The sequence below is a fragment of the Exiguobacterium sp. NPDC077395 genome, from assembly GCF_050269125.1.
Lineage (GTDB): Bacteria > Bacillota > Bacilli > Exiguobacteriales > Exiguobacteriaceae > Exiguobacterium > Exiguobacterium aestuarii_A.
In genome coordinates, this window is the sequence record NZ_JBNNHU010000002.1 from 191361 (window position 1) to 206603 (window position 15243).

Sequence of the window (15243 nt, forward strand, 5' to 3'; positions counted from 1 at the left end):
TTCACACATTAAAAGTGAGTAAGGGGTCTTTTGTCATTTGGTCATCTCGGAAGGTTTCGACTCATTTCCAAGTTGGTCGATCGCAGTCACGTAATAAGAAACACCTGTCTCATTTGCGACTTCGATACTCTTTCTCGCATGGGATGGGACGCTTTCGATATGAGTCGCTTTTCCGTCGACGACTTCATAGATGCGATATCCGATTACGCTCTCTTGACGCACGGCGTGCCAGGTTAACAAGTTTCCTTGTCGCGCGACTGCCGTTGGAATCTCGAGATCGATAGTTTCGTTCAGTTCGGTATCCACTAGCTCTGTATACACGACGAATCGTTCATCGTAGCCCCCGTCCCCGAACGTACCCGAACAGGTGATCAAATTTAAATTGCGATTTGATGTGGCACCGAAAATCTCTTCGATTGGCGCGGTTTTCGTATTATAGCGTTCTGTTTTTGTGACGCGGAAACGAAGTGTGTTTCCAACTTCGTCTCGAATCAGAACGTCATCGCCTTCTTTAAGTTGATCGAGTTGATAAAAGACGGCCGGACCGGTCTTGCTGTCGACGTGACCGGCGATCACGGCGTTTCCTTTACTTCCTGGTGTGACACCGGGTTCGAACCACCCGACCTGATTTTCATCTTCTGGTACACCCATCTGTCCGTTTTCCAGTACCCCGACTTGCTCGATAGCGGTATCGACATCGATTTTCGGAATTTGGATTTGAACGGGGGTGACGGCCTTAGCGTTTTCTTCTTCCTCTGCTAATCGTAACTTCTTCACCTCTTCCTGTAGAAGTGAGAATTCAGCCGTTAAATCCGGGCTCTCCTCTATTTGTTTTTCTTCTACAGGTGGTGACGACGATTCTTGGGCGCTCGTCCACGTCCAGAAGCTAAAACAAAAGAGAGAGAGCGCCAGAAACAAATGGCGCTTGTTCATGGGGCTCCCTCCTTATTGATTATTGTTCAGACACTTTACGTTTGCGAAGCGTTACGAAGGCGAGTAAGATTCCGCCAAGTACAGCTAATCCAGCGTAGAGCGTGTTCATTGATTGTTCTTGTGCACCACCGAGACCTGTTTCAGGCATCTCTTCAGGCATCATTGTTTCTTCAAACTTGTCAGGCATTTGTGTCACGATCGCGTTACCGAGTGTTTCACCAACACCGAACATGAACGCATATCCTTCACGGAATGACATCCAAGCCGCTTCTGCATCGCCTGCGACGTATTGATCGAATGTGTCGAGTACGAGTGTCTCATGCTGTTTGATGGCTTCTTCACCAGCAGCTTGTGGCAAGTTACCTTCTGTTGCTGCATCGAGGAATGTGCTGAAGTCGACAGCGAATGTGTCGAGGCGCATACGTGCTTCTTCAATCTTCGCTTCGTCACCTTCAAGTGTAGCAGCTACGATATCACCTTGTGCTGTGATGTGATCTGAGTTCCAAACTTTTTCGAACTGTGCAGCACCTTCGTCACCGTATACAGATGCGATTGCCGCTTTGAAGTCGAGTGTATTCTGGTCTTCTGCCCATGTGACGTAGTCATAGTCCTCTGCTTGGTCATATCCTTTTTGCATACCGATTGCAGCGAGGGCGAAGTGCTCACCTGCAAGACTGTTCAATGTTGAGCGGAGTTCAACAGCTGGTGTATCTGCTCCAGTCGTGAATTTGTCAGGCATTTGTGTGACGATTGCACCTGAGAGGGCTTTACTGATGTTGAACATGTGCTTGTAACCTTCACGGAACGTCATGTAAGCTTCTTCGTAATCTCCTTCGACATAGTTATCGAATACAGAGAGGACTTGGTCTTCATGAAGTTCAAGTGCATCTGCTGCCGCTTCTTTCGGTAAGTTCCCTTCCGTCGCTGCATCGAGGAATGTTGAGAATTCTTCTACGAACTCATCGACTTCAGCTTCAGCTTCCATGCGTAGTTCTTGGTTGTCTGATTTTGCAGCTTCTACGAAATCAGCTGAGTAGTCGTTATGACCACGGAAGATTTCTTCGAACTTCATGCCGCCTTCTTCCCCATAAATTGATGAGATGGCTGGTGTCATGTCGAGCGCGTTTTGATCGAGTGCTTTCATCGAAACTTCAGCATCTGCTGCCTCGTCGTATCCTTTCATCATCGATGTGACGGCTAATACGTAGTGCTCAGATAAGAGTTGATCGAGTGTGGCGCGAAGGTCACCTGCTGGTGTACTTGCTGTCGGTGTGTGATCCGCTGCCTGTGCGTTGACCGGTACGAGTAGTCCTAAGGCTAGTGCAGGTGCTACGATTTTGTTTAACGTCTTCTTCTTCATGTGTAATCGCTCCTTTTCGTAAGTGAGTGTTGTTGTCGTTATTTACACCCATCTAACGGAGCGGTTCAAAAAATGGATCACTCTTTTTTTATTTTTTTTCGTTTTTTTGTTGAAGAGTGCGATAAACCCCTGGTGCTACGCCATATTTCCGTTTAAAAATTCTGTGGAAATATGGATAACTTCGAAATCCAGACAGTTCCGCAATCGTTTCTAACGAATGTTTTGTATAGCGCATTTGCTCTTCGGCAAGCTGTAAGCGAATCGATTGTGCATATTCGATGATTGTCATCCCGGTCTCTTCTTTAAAGAGATGAACGGTCCGTGAAACGCTGAGTCCGACCTCTATAGCAACGTCTGCCACTTTAAAGTCATTGGTGACGTGCGATTCGATAAAGCGCATCATGCGAGAGACGACTGGCGGTCGCGCCTGGGAATGCACATCTTGAATCGAACGATCAAGCATGAGTAAAAGCGCTTTGACGAGAGTTTCAATTAGTACGGCACTTTGTTCAGATGGTGGACGGCGCACTTCCTCTGTAATGTGTTGCCATAGCGAAAGTAGGCGGGAATCGATGGTGATGGCATACTTTCGCTCCCGTGGCGTCGCATGCCACCATGTATCGATCGAATGTCCGGTACAGAAGATATGATAGTCTCCGCTCGCAGGTGTATCGACATGCATTTCATAGAAGTCACCCGGGCGGACAATCAATACGTCACCAGGTCGTGTGATCATCATTTCCTCATTGACGACGATCCGAGCCGTCCCCTCTGTCTGTAAGCGAATCAGATACGTATCGAGTAAGTTAGCGAATGGAAAAGTGTAGGTCGTTGTATGATACGAATAGCCACAAAAGCCGATTTCCATAATAGTCTCCTCATTTTATAGCAAAATTGTACATATCCTAATCATATCATGGATGGTCATGAATCCTTGAAGACAGTACGATGAAAGCGTTGAAACGGAAATGAACTTCAAGGAGGACGTAACATGAAACAATGGTGGAAAGAAGCAGTCGTGTATCAAATTTATCCACGTAGCTTCAACGATTCGAATGGTGATGGGATTGGTGACATCCAAGGAATCACGGAGAAGATGTCTTATTTGGCAGAGCTCGGGATCGACGTCATCTGGCTCTCGCCGGTATACGATTCACCGAACGACGACAATGGATACGACATTCGTGATTATCGTGCCATTATGGAGGAGTTCGGTACGATGGACGACTTTGATGCGATGCTTGAAGAAGCACACCGTCACGGGATTAAAATCATGATGGACCTGGTCGTCAATCACTCTTCCGATGAACACCAGTGGTTCATGGAGTCACGCTCTTCAAAAGAGAGTCCATATCGCGACTATTATATTTGGAAAAAAGGGAAAGATGGTCAACCTCCGACGAACTGGGGGGCTTTCTTCGGCGGCAGCGCTTGGCAGTATGATGAGGCGAGTGATGAGTACTACCTTCACTTATTCAGTAAGAAACAACCGGATCTGAACTGGGAAAGCGAAACGCTTCGTCGTGAAGTGTACGATCTCATGACGTATTGGCTCGATAAAGGGGTCGACGGGTTCCGGATGGACGTGATCAATATGATCTCAAAAAATCCAAGCTATCCGGATGGTCAAACGCAAGGAACAGGGTACGGTGACGGCACGCCATTCTTCTTTAACGGACCACGTATCCATGAATTCATGCAAGAGATGAATCAAGAAGTCTTATCGAAATACGACACGATCACGGTCGGTGAGATGCCAGGAGTCAGTGTGGAAGAAGCGAAATTGTATACAGGGGAAGACCGTAACGAACTGAACATGGTCTTTCATTTTGAGCATGTAGATGTCGGGAACGGTAGCTTCGGGAAATGGAATCCGACGGACTGGAAATTGACCGAGTTAAAGACAATCTTCTCGCGTTGGCAAGAAGGACTGGAAGAGGAAGGGTGGAACAGCCTGTACTGGAGTAACCACGACCAGCCACGAGCCATCTCGCGCTTCGGAAACGATTCACCTGAGTATCGTGTCCGTTCCGGGAAGATGCTTGCGACACTTCTTCATCTATTGAAAGGGACACCTTACATTTATCAAGGGGAAGAGTTCGGGATGACAAACGTCGCGTTTGATTCGATTGATCAGTACCGAGATATCGAAACGTTAAACGCCTACCGTGACTACACATCAAAAGGGTTGTTGACGCACGATGAGATTTTCCGTGGAATTCATGAGCGAGGACGTGACAATTCACGAACGCCGGTACAGTGGTCGGACGAAGCACATGGTGGCTTCACGACAGGAACACCATGGATTGGGGTCAACCCGAACTATGTCGACATCAATGCGGAAGCGGCACGGAAAGACCCGAATTCGCTCTTCCATTACTACCGTCAATTGATTGCGCTCCGTAAAGCCAATCCGCTCGTTGTCTATGGAAAGTATGAGCTGTTGTTACCGGAAGATGAGGCAATCTATGCGTTCACACGTTCGTTCGAAGGAGAGACATGGCTCGTGCTCTGTAACTTCTCAGGTGACACACAACAACGTGACTTACCATATGACGTAAAAGAACGCGTCATCGGAAACATGGAACCGATTGAACCGTTCACCCTTCGTCCTTACGAAGCACAAGTGTATAAACTGTGACGAAAAGCTCGCCAGACGGCGAGCTTTTTTGAATGGTCGCGTATCTTCTCTCGATGATTCGGGAATAGTGTAAGTAACGTCTGACATGAAAAGAGGGAACGACATGGGTACTTTAATCGCGTACTCTTCCAGATATGGGACGAGTGAAAAAGTGGCGTCTTTACTCGCTGAACGGTTATCGGGAGACGTTCATGTCCAAAATATCGTAGAAGAGCCGAACGTCATGTGGGAGACCGTGGATCACGTCATCGTCGGCAGTTCGATTCGGATGGGTACCATCCAGGACGAGATGAAGGAATGGTTGTCGCTTCATGAGGCACACTTGCTCGAGCATCCCCTTGCTCTATATTTGTGTGCCGGGACACCGACAGAATCGGAACGGATTCGCGAGCTAGAAGAAGCTTATTGTGACACGCTACGAGAACATGCCTATTTCGTCGAAGTTGTCGGGAGCGGGTATGACTTTGAACGAATGGGCTTTTTAGACAAAGCGATCGTCCGCATGATGGCCAAACAGAAAGAAAGCTCGCTTGAACTCGATGAGGACAAATTGGATCGGCTTGTCGAGGCGGCTCAAACGTCTGAACGTACTCGGTCCGAGAATCCGTAAGCGAGCATGTCTTTCGCATCGATTGGACTTTTCGTGGAGATGAGTACATCTCCGCTTTTTTTCTGTCCTTCGATTTGATGAAGTGCGATTTTCTCCAGCTGACGTCCTATTCTTAACGCGATTGGCGCAGATTCAAGGCATCGTAAGTTTTCGATGGTCACTTCATCGGTCCGATTATCCCCTCCGAACAGTTCGAGATCAGCTCTCGAGGTTGTAAATCCACGTACGGAGATGCGATGTAATTGAACGCGCCGAGACTTGTATTGAATCGCCAGTGCCGGATGTTTTTCGTAATCGTAAGTCGGGTCACCGATCGCGGTCAATCCATGGATCAAGACGTCTTGATAGGCCGATACGACCAGGCTTCGTGGCGAGGATTTCGCATATAGCGAGCTTCGGACCGGTTCGACGGATACTAAGTTCGTACCAGACAGAAAGCGTGCTGTCGCCGAATCGGGATCGTCTGCTAAATGATGACCAATGTGACGGAAGTTAAATGAGCGATTGTCATGAAGTGAAAGGTGTCCAAAAATATGAACGTCATGAGCCGCTGACGAGGTTCCATGTGCCTTTACTTCGATTCCGCCAAAACATCCTTCACTTTTATTGTTCACGAGTGTGACGTGCCGCGATCCATCGTCAATCTCAATGCCATTCGAGTTTGAAAATCCAACAGCATGCGTTCGACCATGAGGGTGATGACAATAACAGTTGGTGATATAAATGGCATCGCTATGGTGTGTCGTGATTCCGTCATCCCCATAGTTCGTCGCCTCAAGGTAATCAAGATGAATATACCGACTGCCGTTTGCGGCACGGAGGCCGTCCCCTAAGTAATGATAGTGTGGAGACGTGATGTCGAACGCATGAAGACCGGCATTTTTAGCCGTCACATGATGCACCCAGCCATACGTCACATGGGCAAACGTCAAGGCACTCGATGACGTGTCACCGCTCGTCGTTCGTTTCGCATCGCCTAATCGTGCAACGTTCCAATCGAGCGTCAGGTGACATACCTCGATATGATGGTTTCCCGCAAATGGGGTGGCGTTTCGTAACAATCTTCGATGCTTTGGGGCACAATCGGATAGTTTTAGAATGGTGACGTCCTGTCCGGCACCTTCTAACACGCAGTTCGAAGGAAGGCGAATGCCCCGAACGATATACACACCTGCCGGGACAAAGACACGGCGATTGGAGCGGAGGGCGAGACGAAAAGCGAGCGTGCAATCCGTTTGTCCGTCCCCGACAGCGCCATAATCTGTCACATCAACACGTTGTTTTGTGACCTGAAGCAGATTCAAATATTCCGCATCGAGGCGTCGCATCCAAACAGGACGAACCATTCCGTCCATTTGTTCGAGCGGGAGTGACGTTTGAACAGGCGTAATACGTTCTGTCATTGGAATTCGGCAAGGGATGGATTGTTGCTGCTCTGAGTAAGATGTCTCGCGAGTGACACGATGCCATTCGAGTGTTCGCTGGATGAGGTCTTCTTCCGACCAATCAGAATATGAGGTAATCATCGATGCGATTGATTGTGGGTCCTTTGCATTTTTCATAATAAATCCTCCTAGCATCATCTTCTCTAGCATGTACCCGTTTCACCTCGTTTTTTAGCAATCAGAAGTATTTACTAGACAGAAGCATCTAGTCGTGTTATATTCAATATGTGCTTAATTAAGAATAGCTGGAATCATAATTCACAAGTGCTTGGGATTATTTTTCGTTAGATAATCCAGAGGCTTGTATTTTTTTTGGTCAAGTTTTTTCTAGTAAGGCACTACTATAACGCATAGCGTTTATTTCAGGAGGGTTCATTCATGAACACAGGTAAAGTAAAATGGTTTAACTCAGAAAAAGGTTACGGCTTCATCGAAATGGAAGGCGGAGACGACGTATTCGTACACTTCTCAGCAATCCAAGGCGACGGCTTCAAAACACTTGAAGAAGGCCAAGAAGTAACTTTCGAAATCACAGACGGAGCTCGTGGACCACAAGCTTCTAACGTTGAAAAAATCTAATCTTCCTTTCTAAGGAATATGATACCTGCTCGCATCGGCGAGCAGGTTTTTTTGTGTTTAATCGTGTAGTTTGAGGGAACAGTATACGAGCGACAAATCATGAAGGAGGAATTTGGAATGAGTGCAAAAGAAACAGCTTTAAAAATCCTAGATTCAAGTGATGTAGGGACGATGGCGACCGTGTATAAAGTGAAGCCACATAGTCGTTACATGACATTTTTCCATGATGATTTTACACTCTACACAGCAACCTCGAACGATACAGATAAGGTGGAGGAATTAGAGAAGAATCCATATACGCATATTTTGATTGGTTATGACGGAGATGGAGTGGGGGACACCTACTTAGAAATCTTAGGGAAAGCGACTGTGTCAGACGATGAATCGATGAAAGAAAAAGTGTGGAACGACAAACTCGAGGGCTGGTTTGATGGTCCGGACGATCCGAAATTGGTCATTCTCAAAATCGAACCAGAATCGATGCGTGTGATGAATAAAAAAGGGCAGCCACCTCAAGAAGTAACGTTGTAAACTTCTCAAAGACGCCTCGAGTAGGCGTCTTTTTGCTGGATGTGAATAGAGTGTGACGTACATATGGACGAATCATGAACAAAGCAAAATACATATGTGAAATAGTGAACATAGGTGGTATATTGTGAATGTAATCACATTATTCATTTATTCAACTTCTTGAAAAGGAGGAATCATCATGTTCACGAAATTTTGGCAAAATCATAACATCGCTACGGCAATCTTGACGGTGTTACGTGTCTGGCTCGGTTATCATTGGTTAACAGCAGGTTGGGGTAAAATCACAGGTGGTTTTGGAACGGAAGGATTCTTAAACAACGCGGTGACACTCGCGACTGGAGAACATCCAGCCGTCGCAGGATGGTGGGCTGCATTCTTAGAAAACGTTGCGATTCCGAACGCTGGATTATTCGATGTCCTTATTCCTTATGGTGAATTTTTGGTCGGGTTGGGGTTATTGCTCGGAGCACTCACACGTAGCGCGGCGTTCTTCGGTCTTGTCATGAACATGGCTTTCTTGCTCTCTGGAACGGTCAGTACGAACCCAACGATGTTGATCGTATCCGTATTGATTTTGGTTGCTGGACATAACGCAGGGAAAATCGGAGTCGATGGTTTGTTCCTTCGCAACTTCGTCGAAACGAAAGTATTGCATCGTTCACCAAATCGTCAAATAGCTTCGTAACTTTTATGCACTCTCCTGTGACAAACCTCTCATGTTTCGGCTACGATAGATATAGCCTACAGAGATAAAGGAGAACGCATATGACTACGACTCATTTTAAATGGCTTGGCTACACAGAAGGTGTGTCCTTCTTGTTGTTACTGTTTATCGCGATGCCATTGAAGTATATGGCGGGTATTCCACTCGCGGTCAGCATCGTCGGCGCTGCACATGGTTTCTTGTTTGTGGCTTATGTGCTCGCAGCCGTCTACATGGCGTGGCGCTTCCGTTGGGGCTTCAAAGTTCTGACGCTTGCCGTCATGGCATCGGTCATCCCATTCGGACCATTTTTATTAGAAAAACGGGTACTCGCGTCAACAGAGAAGACATCGAACTGATTCGTTCGATGTCTTTTTTTGTTAGGATACTCGTTCAATTGACTGAGCTGCTGACCGTTCCGCTTGGATGTCATGGCGAATCCGATATGTGAGTGTGCAGGTACATAGGAGTAGGCCAATCATACATGCAGTGTATAGATGTGCGACTGGTACAAGATCACTCAATACCCCGAATAGAATAAAACCGATTGGCGTGATACCCATCGCAAGTGACTCGAGTACCCCAATCACGCGACCTAAATAATTCGGATCCGTATTCGTTTGTAAAAGCAATTGAATCGGAACGTTGACACGTACGATAAAGAAACCACTCAATAAGGCGAACATTGCGAAAAAGAAAATCGAAGTGAGGACGTTGAAGTTCAAATATAATGGAATGGCAGGGCCGACAAATAGAACACTGAGTATGGTCAGTGCAGATCGCATGGTCGACAGACGATGTTTGATTTTGAATAGTGGCAAGGCGTGAAGTAAAGAAGCGATTAAGAATCCAATGGCAACCATGCTTTCAAGTAGTCCAAACTGAAACGGAGACACGCCGACCTCTTGTAAAGCGGCTATCGGGAACAACACTTCTGTCGCGACGAAAAAGAAGTTCAAGAAGGCAGCTAGAACGGCGACTGTCCATAAAACTCGTTGCTGCTTCAAATAAGAGAGACCGGACCGTACATCTTCCCAGGTGGATTGTTCGGTTGGAGCAATCTCTTTCTGATGAAATGTGAGTCGAGAAGCAAGCAAGGCGGCAATCATGAAGAATAGGGCTGAGCTGAATAAAAAAGCTGGAATCGGTATGAGTTTAAACAGTGCTCCGGCAAGAAGCGGAGTGCCGATACTTGAGATGGAGATGATGCTCTGAATGAGGGAGTTGGCACGTTGAAGCTCTTCCTCTTCGAATAGAAGTGGGATCGAACTCGATAGCGTGACCGATAAGAAGGTAGAGACGATGGATAGGAAGAATGTGATGACATAAAAGGCAGGTGCTTCGAACGTCCAAAGCAAACTTGCAATCCCTGCGAGTAAAAACAGTCCTCCATTCAAAGACTCCATCTTGATGATGACTCGTTTTCGGTCAAGTTTGTCCGCATAAGCGCCGGCAAATGGTGACAAAAGAACGCGTGGCAATGTGCCTGCCAGTAAGACAAATGCGAATTGTAATCCAGATCCAGTCGTCGTCAACACCGTTAATCCTGCTACGAACGTAAATAAGTTGGATGCGAACAGTGACATGAATTTACCGAGTAATAAAATCGATAAATTGGAAGATAAGAATTTCATAGAGAACACTCCTTTGCAAATTAGTTAAATGTGATTTAACATTATCATAAAGGCAATCGAGTGAAATGTAAACATAAAGTTCAATATAATTTAACTTATAGAGGTGGCATATGATTGGTGAACGAATTAAAACGTTACGAAAACAGAAGAAAATGACCCAAACGCAGTTGGCGGAAGGGATCGTCACGAAATCGATGCTCAGTATGATTGAAAATGGGAAAGCGGAGGCATCGATGCGTAGCTTACGAGAACTCGCAAGTCGGTTAGATGTCTCGATGCAGCAGTTATTGACTGACCCGAAAGAAGCTGAATTACAGACGATGGTCGAGCAGTTAGAATATGAAGAAATGACACTCGTTTCGCGGCCAGATCAAGAAATACGACAGATGCTTTCCCCATACTTAAAAGAAGAAATGAACTCCGTGTGGCAAGGTAAAGCATACATGTTGTATGGGGATACGTACTTTCAAGAAGGAGAAAATGAGAAGGTATTGAACTACTACGATCGTGCCATTGAAATTTTTGAGAAGCTAGGTGAATCTGATGAATTGGCAATGGGACGAATTAGCCAGGCTTATTATTTATTGATGTGGAACCGATTTGAAGAATCGCTTGAACGGATTGACGCGATCGAACTTCTTGATGCGAAATACATGAAAACGAAAACGAGAACTGAGTACGTCATGTTGATTGTATTTAAAAACCTTCTTTGTGACGAGGATTTGGAAGATTCGATTCGACAGCTTGAAGACGTGCTCGAGTATATGAAACGAACAAGAATCTACTACCGTGCGGACGACGTGTATCGCACCATTTCGATTTGTGCGCTCTATTTGAACGATGAAAAGCATGTTCGTGAGTCTTTACAAAAGGCGAAGCAATACATTCAATTCACGGAAGACCGCTTGGCAGAAATCAAAGTGGCACTTTCCGAAGCGCTCTATGCGATGGAATATCGACATATTGATCTGTTAGGGGAAAACGTCAAGTTGATGGAATCACTCACGACAGAGGTTGAGCCGTTCATTGCGGCGATTTCGATGGCGAAAGGTGTGTACTACGCTTTTCGAGGGGAATCGGAAAAAGGAAGAGAGTGTTTATTGGCACTATGGGAAAACAGAGACGAGTGGAAAGCACATAGTTTAGTCGATATCGCGATTTACTACGAAGGGTTATTAAGGGGAACATTGAACGGATGCGGAGACGACTGGGTATCGGTCATCGAAGAACAAGTAGCGAAATTCCCGCAAGGACTGTTTCGCAAACGTTTAGAATTATTACTACAACAAATCAAGGGCTGACGCATCAGCCCTTGAACGTTTGAATCAATGTCCCTTGACCATGCTCGACTTGGACGGAAGCGTGGGCCCCATTGACGAGCGTCATCTGCGGCGGAACGTGTCCGAAATCGATATCGAAAAAGATAGGAACCTCTAACATGTGGTGGAGCTCCTCATACACCATCTCAGTAGTATAGTCTTGATGCACAGATGGGGCATCACTTCGTCCAAACAGAATACCAGACGTCTGATCGAACCAACCGGCCCACTTCATTTGAAGGAGGGTCCTTTTTAATGCGGGGACGTTCATCTCGGCATTCTCAAAATACCAAAGAATCGGTTCATCATTCAGGTAATCGTGTTGGAATGTCCTGACGTCGCCATACGGTGTCCCGATTGTATGTAAGAGCACATCGAGACATCCACCAAGCAATCGACCTGTCGCGTGTTGACCCCCAATCGCTTTCCATTCCGTTGTTTCACTCAAATGAAACAGGTGTGGCGTCGGATTTTCATGCTGCCATTCCTTTTGAAACTTCTCAGACGAGCGTTGGATGACCGTCTCGTCGACCCGCGTCGACAATACATCTAACCAGCGTGAACTCGTCTCATCCCAAATATCCGCACGTAAATCGACCAGGTTTGGACCATGGGCCGAGGCGATTCCGGTTTTTAATGTATAGACGAAGAGCAACAAACTCGTATCTGAATAACCGAGCATCCATTTTGCGGGTAAGGATTGCCACTCGATTTGGTCGAGGATCTCCATTAAAAGTTCTCCGCCCCAAGGCGGAATGATCAAGTCGACAGTGTCGTTTTGAAGGAGATTGGTCAATTCATTTACTCGTACGCGAGCCGGGGAGGACTTCCCGAATTGTTGTTTCCACGCATTTGGAGTAAATTGCAACGTGAACCCTCGATCAGAAAACTTATGTTCCGCTTGATGCAATAAATGGTGTAGTTCTGTTGGTATACCGGATGAGGGAGCGGTGACCCCGATTTGATGACCGGTGAACTGTGGATAACGAATCATGACGACCTCCTGTGGATAAGTGATAAATGAAATCGGTTAAAACGGTTATCCACATGTGGACAACTAGTTGGAGCGCATCCGTTCCGCGTGACGCATTCCCCATTCGTTCATCGCTTCGAGAATCGGGATCAGTGTTTTCCCATACTCGCTTAAGCGATAATCGACACGGGGAGGGACTTCTGGATAGACGGTCCGGATGACGATATCTTGTTCTTCTAAATCACGGAGTTGTGCGGTCAGTATCTTTTGACTGATTTTTGGTAACGCTCGTTTCAACTCACTGAAGCGTAACGTATCCCCATTGATCAGGACGAGGAGGATGGAGTGCTTCCATTTTCCTGTAATCAGTTCGAGTGCCGTATCGACTTCGCAGCTTGTTATCTTGGTCACATCGTTCTTCCTTTCCATTAGTATCGTTGAAGTAACTATACCACCTTTTTGTGCCTACTTCTGCAATGTGAGCCGAGCGGGTATAGTGAAGGTGAGGTGATTGTATATGAAAATCGAAAATATTGAACTAGGACCGGTGACGCTACGCGTCCGTGACATCGAACAGATGAAACAATTTTATGTAGACGTGATTGGGATGAGTGTCCTTGAAGAAACCGAAGAGCTTGCCACGCTCGGAACGAAAGAGCGTTCGCTCGTCATCTTGCACCATGTTCCGCAGGCGAAGACGAATCCGCGAGCGGCAGGGTTGTTTCATTTAGCGATTCTATTACCGGATCGTGTAGCGTTAGGAAGCATCTTGGCGCATCTTATCGAACAACGCATTGAAGTCGGGCAAGGCGATCATTTAGTGAGTGAAGCGTTCTATTTGAGTGACCCAGAAGGGAACGGGATCGAGCTATATGCCGATCGTCCGAAGGAACAATGGAGCTATGAAGCGAACGGGCATGTGAAGATGGCGACTGAACCAGTCGATTATGAATCGATGCTTCAAGCTGCAGTGAATCGACCATTCACTGGTTTACCGGTCGGAACGACGATGGGACATGTGCATTTTAAAGTCCGGTCGATCGAAGCAGCAAAACGCTTCTACCATGACCGACTCGGGTTTTCCATTACAACGGATTCTTATCCGGGGGCACTGTTCTTAGCGGCAGACGGGTATCATCATCACATCGGCACGAACGTGTGGGCACGTCCGAGTGAAGCTCTAGGAGTCGAAGCAGGACTCGAAGCGTGGACACTTCTTGTCAACGAAGAGACAAACCAGGCGTTAGGTGGAACATCGTCTGAATGGACGTTGACGGATGAAGATGGAATTACCGTGCATATAAAAAGAACGGGCGCATGAGCGGCCGTTCTTTTTAACGTGCGGATGTTTTCTTCTGACCTGCGTTGAAGGAGAGACGAAGTCCGCGTTTTTGATACGCTTGCTCGACTCGCTTCGGGTTGAGGCTGAGCTCGAGATGAGCCAACTTCAAATGGTCAAGTGCCGGCACCGTGACATCAAGACGAACGAGCTCCATGTTGCGCTCTGCTTTTTTGCGTGTTCGTCTCAAGTTACGGGGCACCTCCTCTGACGTCAGTGCCGCGATCGTTTCATTTACTTGTTGTCGTTTATCACCTTTGATACTCAAGGCAGAATACAGCTTATCGAGCGAACCGAATCGTTTGATCAGTTGGACCGATTGGTTTTCGTCAAGTCCCGCAACAGGCGGAATTCCGTCTGAACGGTCTCCCGTCAACGCTTTAACGGCTGACAGCTGTTTCGGTTTCAATCCTTCGTATAACGCCGCAATCTCTTCTGGTCGAATTTCTAAATGACGTTTGAGCGGTAACGGACGGTTATCACGAATATCACAGCGAGCTTGCATTTGCTGAAGCTCCTGTGTTTGCAACCAAACGGTGATTCGTGGACTGACAAGCTGTAACAAGTCTTTGTCTTTTGTCATGATGACCACAGGTGCACTGCAACTGAATTTACGTGCGATGTGGGCGATTAAATCTTCCCCTTCATAGCCTTCTACTTGGAATTGTGGAATTCCACTATCCTCAAGCAGTTGGCGCATGAGTTCCATCTGTGCTTTCAATTCAGGCGGTGTTTGACGTCTGCGGCGTTTATAGCCCGGGTAGAGTTCTCGACGCCATAATGTTTCACGTGAGACGTCCCAGACGACGACAAAGTGAGTCGGACGATGTCTACGTAGAATCGTCCGGATGAGGCCGGTCATTCCGATGACGGCACTCCGATCGTTTTTGGATACCTCGCGTCCTTTTTTCGTTCGGCTCGCGGCGGCACCATAATAAGCACTGGCCAGCATGGAGTTACCGTCAATCAAAAATAGTTTGCGTTCCATGCGTAACCTTCTTTCTATTTCTTTCTGTTTAAACCGAACATCTCGCCATGTTTCGGTGATGTTGTGTCATTGAGTGCGTGACACTCAAATAAGCAACATATGTGCAGTATATCACGGCAAGAGGCGAAAATATAGCGACAGTTCGGTTCACACATGAAAAACCCTTCTCCAAATCAAGGAGAAGGGTT

The 15243-nt window shown here is 46.7% G+C and carries 16 protein-coding genes; 8 read left to right on the top strand and 8 right to left on the bottom strand.

The window, feature by feature from the left end; all coding sequences use genetic code 11:
* Positions 1–33: 33 nt before the first annotated feature.
* From ACQKD4_RS11415 to ACQKD4_RS11425, 3 genes are all read right to left on the bottom strand, one after another.
* Positions 34–933 carry a sortase domain-containing protein gene (locus ACQKD4_RS11415; protein WP_427373418.1) on the bottom strand — a complete coding sequence of 300 codons (900 nt, stop codon included), beginning with the start codon at positions 931–933 and terminating at the stop codon, positions 34–36.
* A 19-nt stretch (positions 934–952) separates the two neighbouring features.
* Entirely contained in the window at positions 953–2293 is a 1341-nt protein-coding gene (locus ACQKD4_RS11420) for a copper amine oxidase (protein ID WP_427373419.1), read from the bottom strand.
* An 88-nt stretch (positions 2294–2381) separates the two neighbouring features.
* The gene (locus ACQKD4_RS11425; protein ID WP_427373420.1) at positions 2382–3161 is read right to left on the bottom strand and encodes a helix-turn-helix domain-containing protein; all 780 of its coding nucleotides are present in this window, start codon (positions 3159–3161) and stop codon (positions 2382–2384) included.
* A gap of 123 nt (positions 3162–3284) precedes the next feature.
* Here ACQKD4_RS11425 and ACQKD4_RS11430 point away from each other — a divergent pair, with 123 nt between their 5' ends.
* Complete coding sequence (locus tag ACQKD4_RS11430; RefSeq protein WP_427373422.1) at positions 3285–4934, top strand: glycoside hydrolase family 13 protein; 1650 nt, start codon at positions 3285–3287, stop codon at positions 4932–4934.
* A gap of 103 nt (positions 4935–5037) precedes the next feature.
* The gene (locus ACQKD4_RS11435) at positions 5038–5544 is read left to right on the top strand and encodes a flavodoxin domain-containing protein (RefSeq protein WP_427373423.1); all 507 of its coding nucleotides are present in this window, start codon (positions 5038–5040) and stop codon (positions 5542–5544) included.
* On the opposite strand, the gene ACQKD4_RS11440 is transcribed toward ACQKD4_RS11435, so the two are convergent.
* Positions 5508–7106 carry a glycoside hydrolase family 55 protein gene (locus ACQKD4_RS11440; RefSeq protein ID WP_427373424.1) on the bottom strand — a complete coding sequence of 533 codons (1599 nt, stop codon included), beginning with the start codon at positions 7104–7106 and terminating at the stop codon, positions 5508–5510. The two genes, ACQKD4_RS11435 and ACQKD4_RS11440, sit on opposite strands and share 37 nt — an antisense overlap.
* Positions 7107–7367: 261 nt before the next feature.
* On the opposite strand from ACQKD4_RS11440, the gene ACQKD4_RS11445 reads away from it, so the two are divergent.
* From ACQKD4_RS11445 to ACQKD4_RS11460, 4 genes are all read left to right on the top strand, one after another.
* Positions 7368–7568 (top strand): cold-shock protein, encoded by a 201-nt coding sequence (locus ACQKD4_RS11445; RefSeq protein ID WP_015880427.1) that lies wholly within the window; start codon positions 7368–7370, stop codon positions 7566–7568.
* A 117-nt stretch (positions 7569–7685) separates the two neighbouring features.
* Entirely contained in the window at positions 7686–8099 is a 414-nt protein-coding gene (locus ACQKD4_RS11450; protein ID WP_214695810.1) for a pyridoxamine 5'-phosphate oxidase family protein, read from the top strand.
* 178 nt (positions 8100–8277) lie between these two features.
* Positions 8278–8784: a DoxX family membrane protein gene (locus tag ACQKD4_RS11455; protein WP_074034146.1), complete on the top strand. Its 507-nt coding sequence runs from the start codon at positions 8278–8280 to the stop codon at positions 8782–8784.
* 80 nt (positions 8785–8864) lie between these two features.
* Entirely contained in the window at positions 8865–9161 is a 297-nt protein-coding gene (locus tag ACQKD4_RS11460; protein WP_427373425.1) for a DUF3817 domain-containing protein, read from the top strand.
* Positions 9162–9182: 21 nt separating this feature from the next.
* Here ACQKD4_RS11460 and ACQKD4_RS11465 read toward each other — a convergent pair whose 3' ends face one another.
* Positions 9183–10436, bottom strand: a complete 1254-nt coding sequence (locus ACQKD4_RS11465) for an MFS transporter (RefSeq protein WP_427373426.1) — start codon at positions 10434–10436, stop codon at positions 9183–9185.
* A gap of 110 nt (positions 10437–10546) precedes the next feature.
* Here ACQKD4_RS11465 and ACQKD4_RS11470 point away from each other — a divergent pair, with 110 nt between their 5' ends.
* Positions 10547–11737, top strand: a complete 1191-nt coding sequence (locus ACQKD4_RS11470) for a helix-turn-helix domain-containing protein (protein ID WP_427373427.1) — start codon at positions 10547–10549, stop codon at positions 11735–11737.
* Positions 11738–11741: 4 nt separating this feature from the next.
* On the opposite strand, the gene ACQKD4_RS11475 is transcribed toward ACQKD4_RS11470, so the two are convergent.
* Together ACQKD4_RS11475 and ACQKD4_RS11480 are read right to left on the bottom strand one after the other, a co-directional pair.
* The gene (locus tag ACQKD4_RS11475; RefSeq protein WP_427373428.1) at positions 11742–12749 is read right to left on the bottom strand and encodes a S66 family peptidase; all 1008 of its coding nucleotides are present in this window, start codon (positions 12747–12749) and stop codon (positions 11742–11744) included.
* Between the two features lie 63 nt (positions 12750–12812).
* Positions 12813–13139, bottom strand: a complete 327-nt coding sequence (locus ACQKD4_RS11480; protein WP_214790236.1) for a winged helix-turn-helix transcriptional regulator — start codon at positions 13137–13139, stop codon at positions 12813–12815.
* A gap of 106 nt (positions 13140–13245) precedes the next feature.
* Here ACQKD4_RS11480 and ACQKD4_RS11485 point away from each other — a divergent pair, with 106 nt between their 5' ends.
* Positions 13246–14049, top strand: coding sequence for a VOC family protein (locus ACQKD4_RS11485; RefSeq protein WP_427373429.1), 804 nt, complete (start codon positions 13246–13248; stop codon positions 14047–14049).
* Between the two features lie 13 nt (positions 14050–14062).
* Here the strand turns inward: ACQKD4_RS11485 and ACQKD4_RS11490 are convergent, their stop codons facing one another.
* Complete coding sequence (locus ACQKD4_RS11490) at positions 14063–15055, bottom strand: 5'-3' exonuclease (protein ID WP_074034157.1); 993 nt, start codon at positions 15053–15055, stop codon at positions 14063–14065.
* Positions 15056–15243 lie beyond the last annotated feature (188 nt).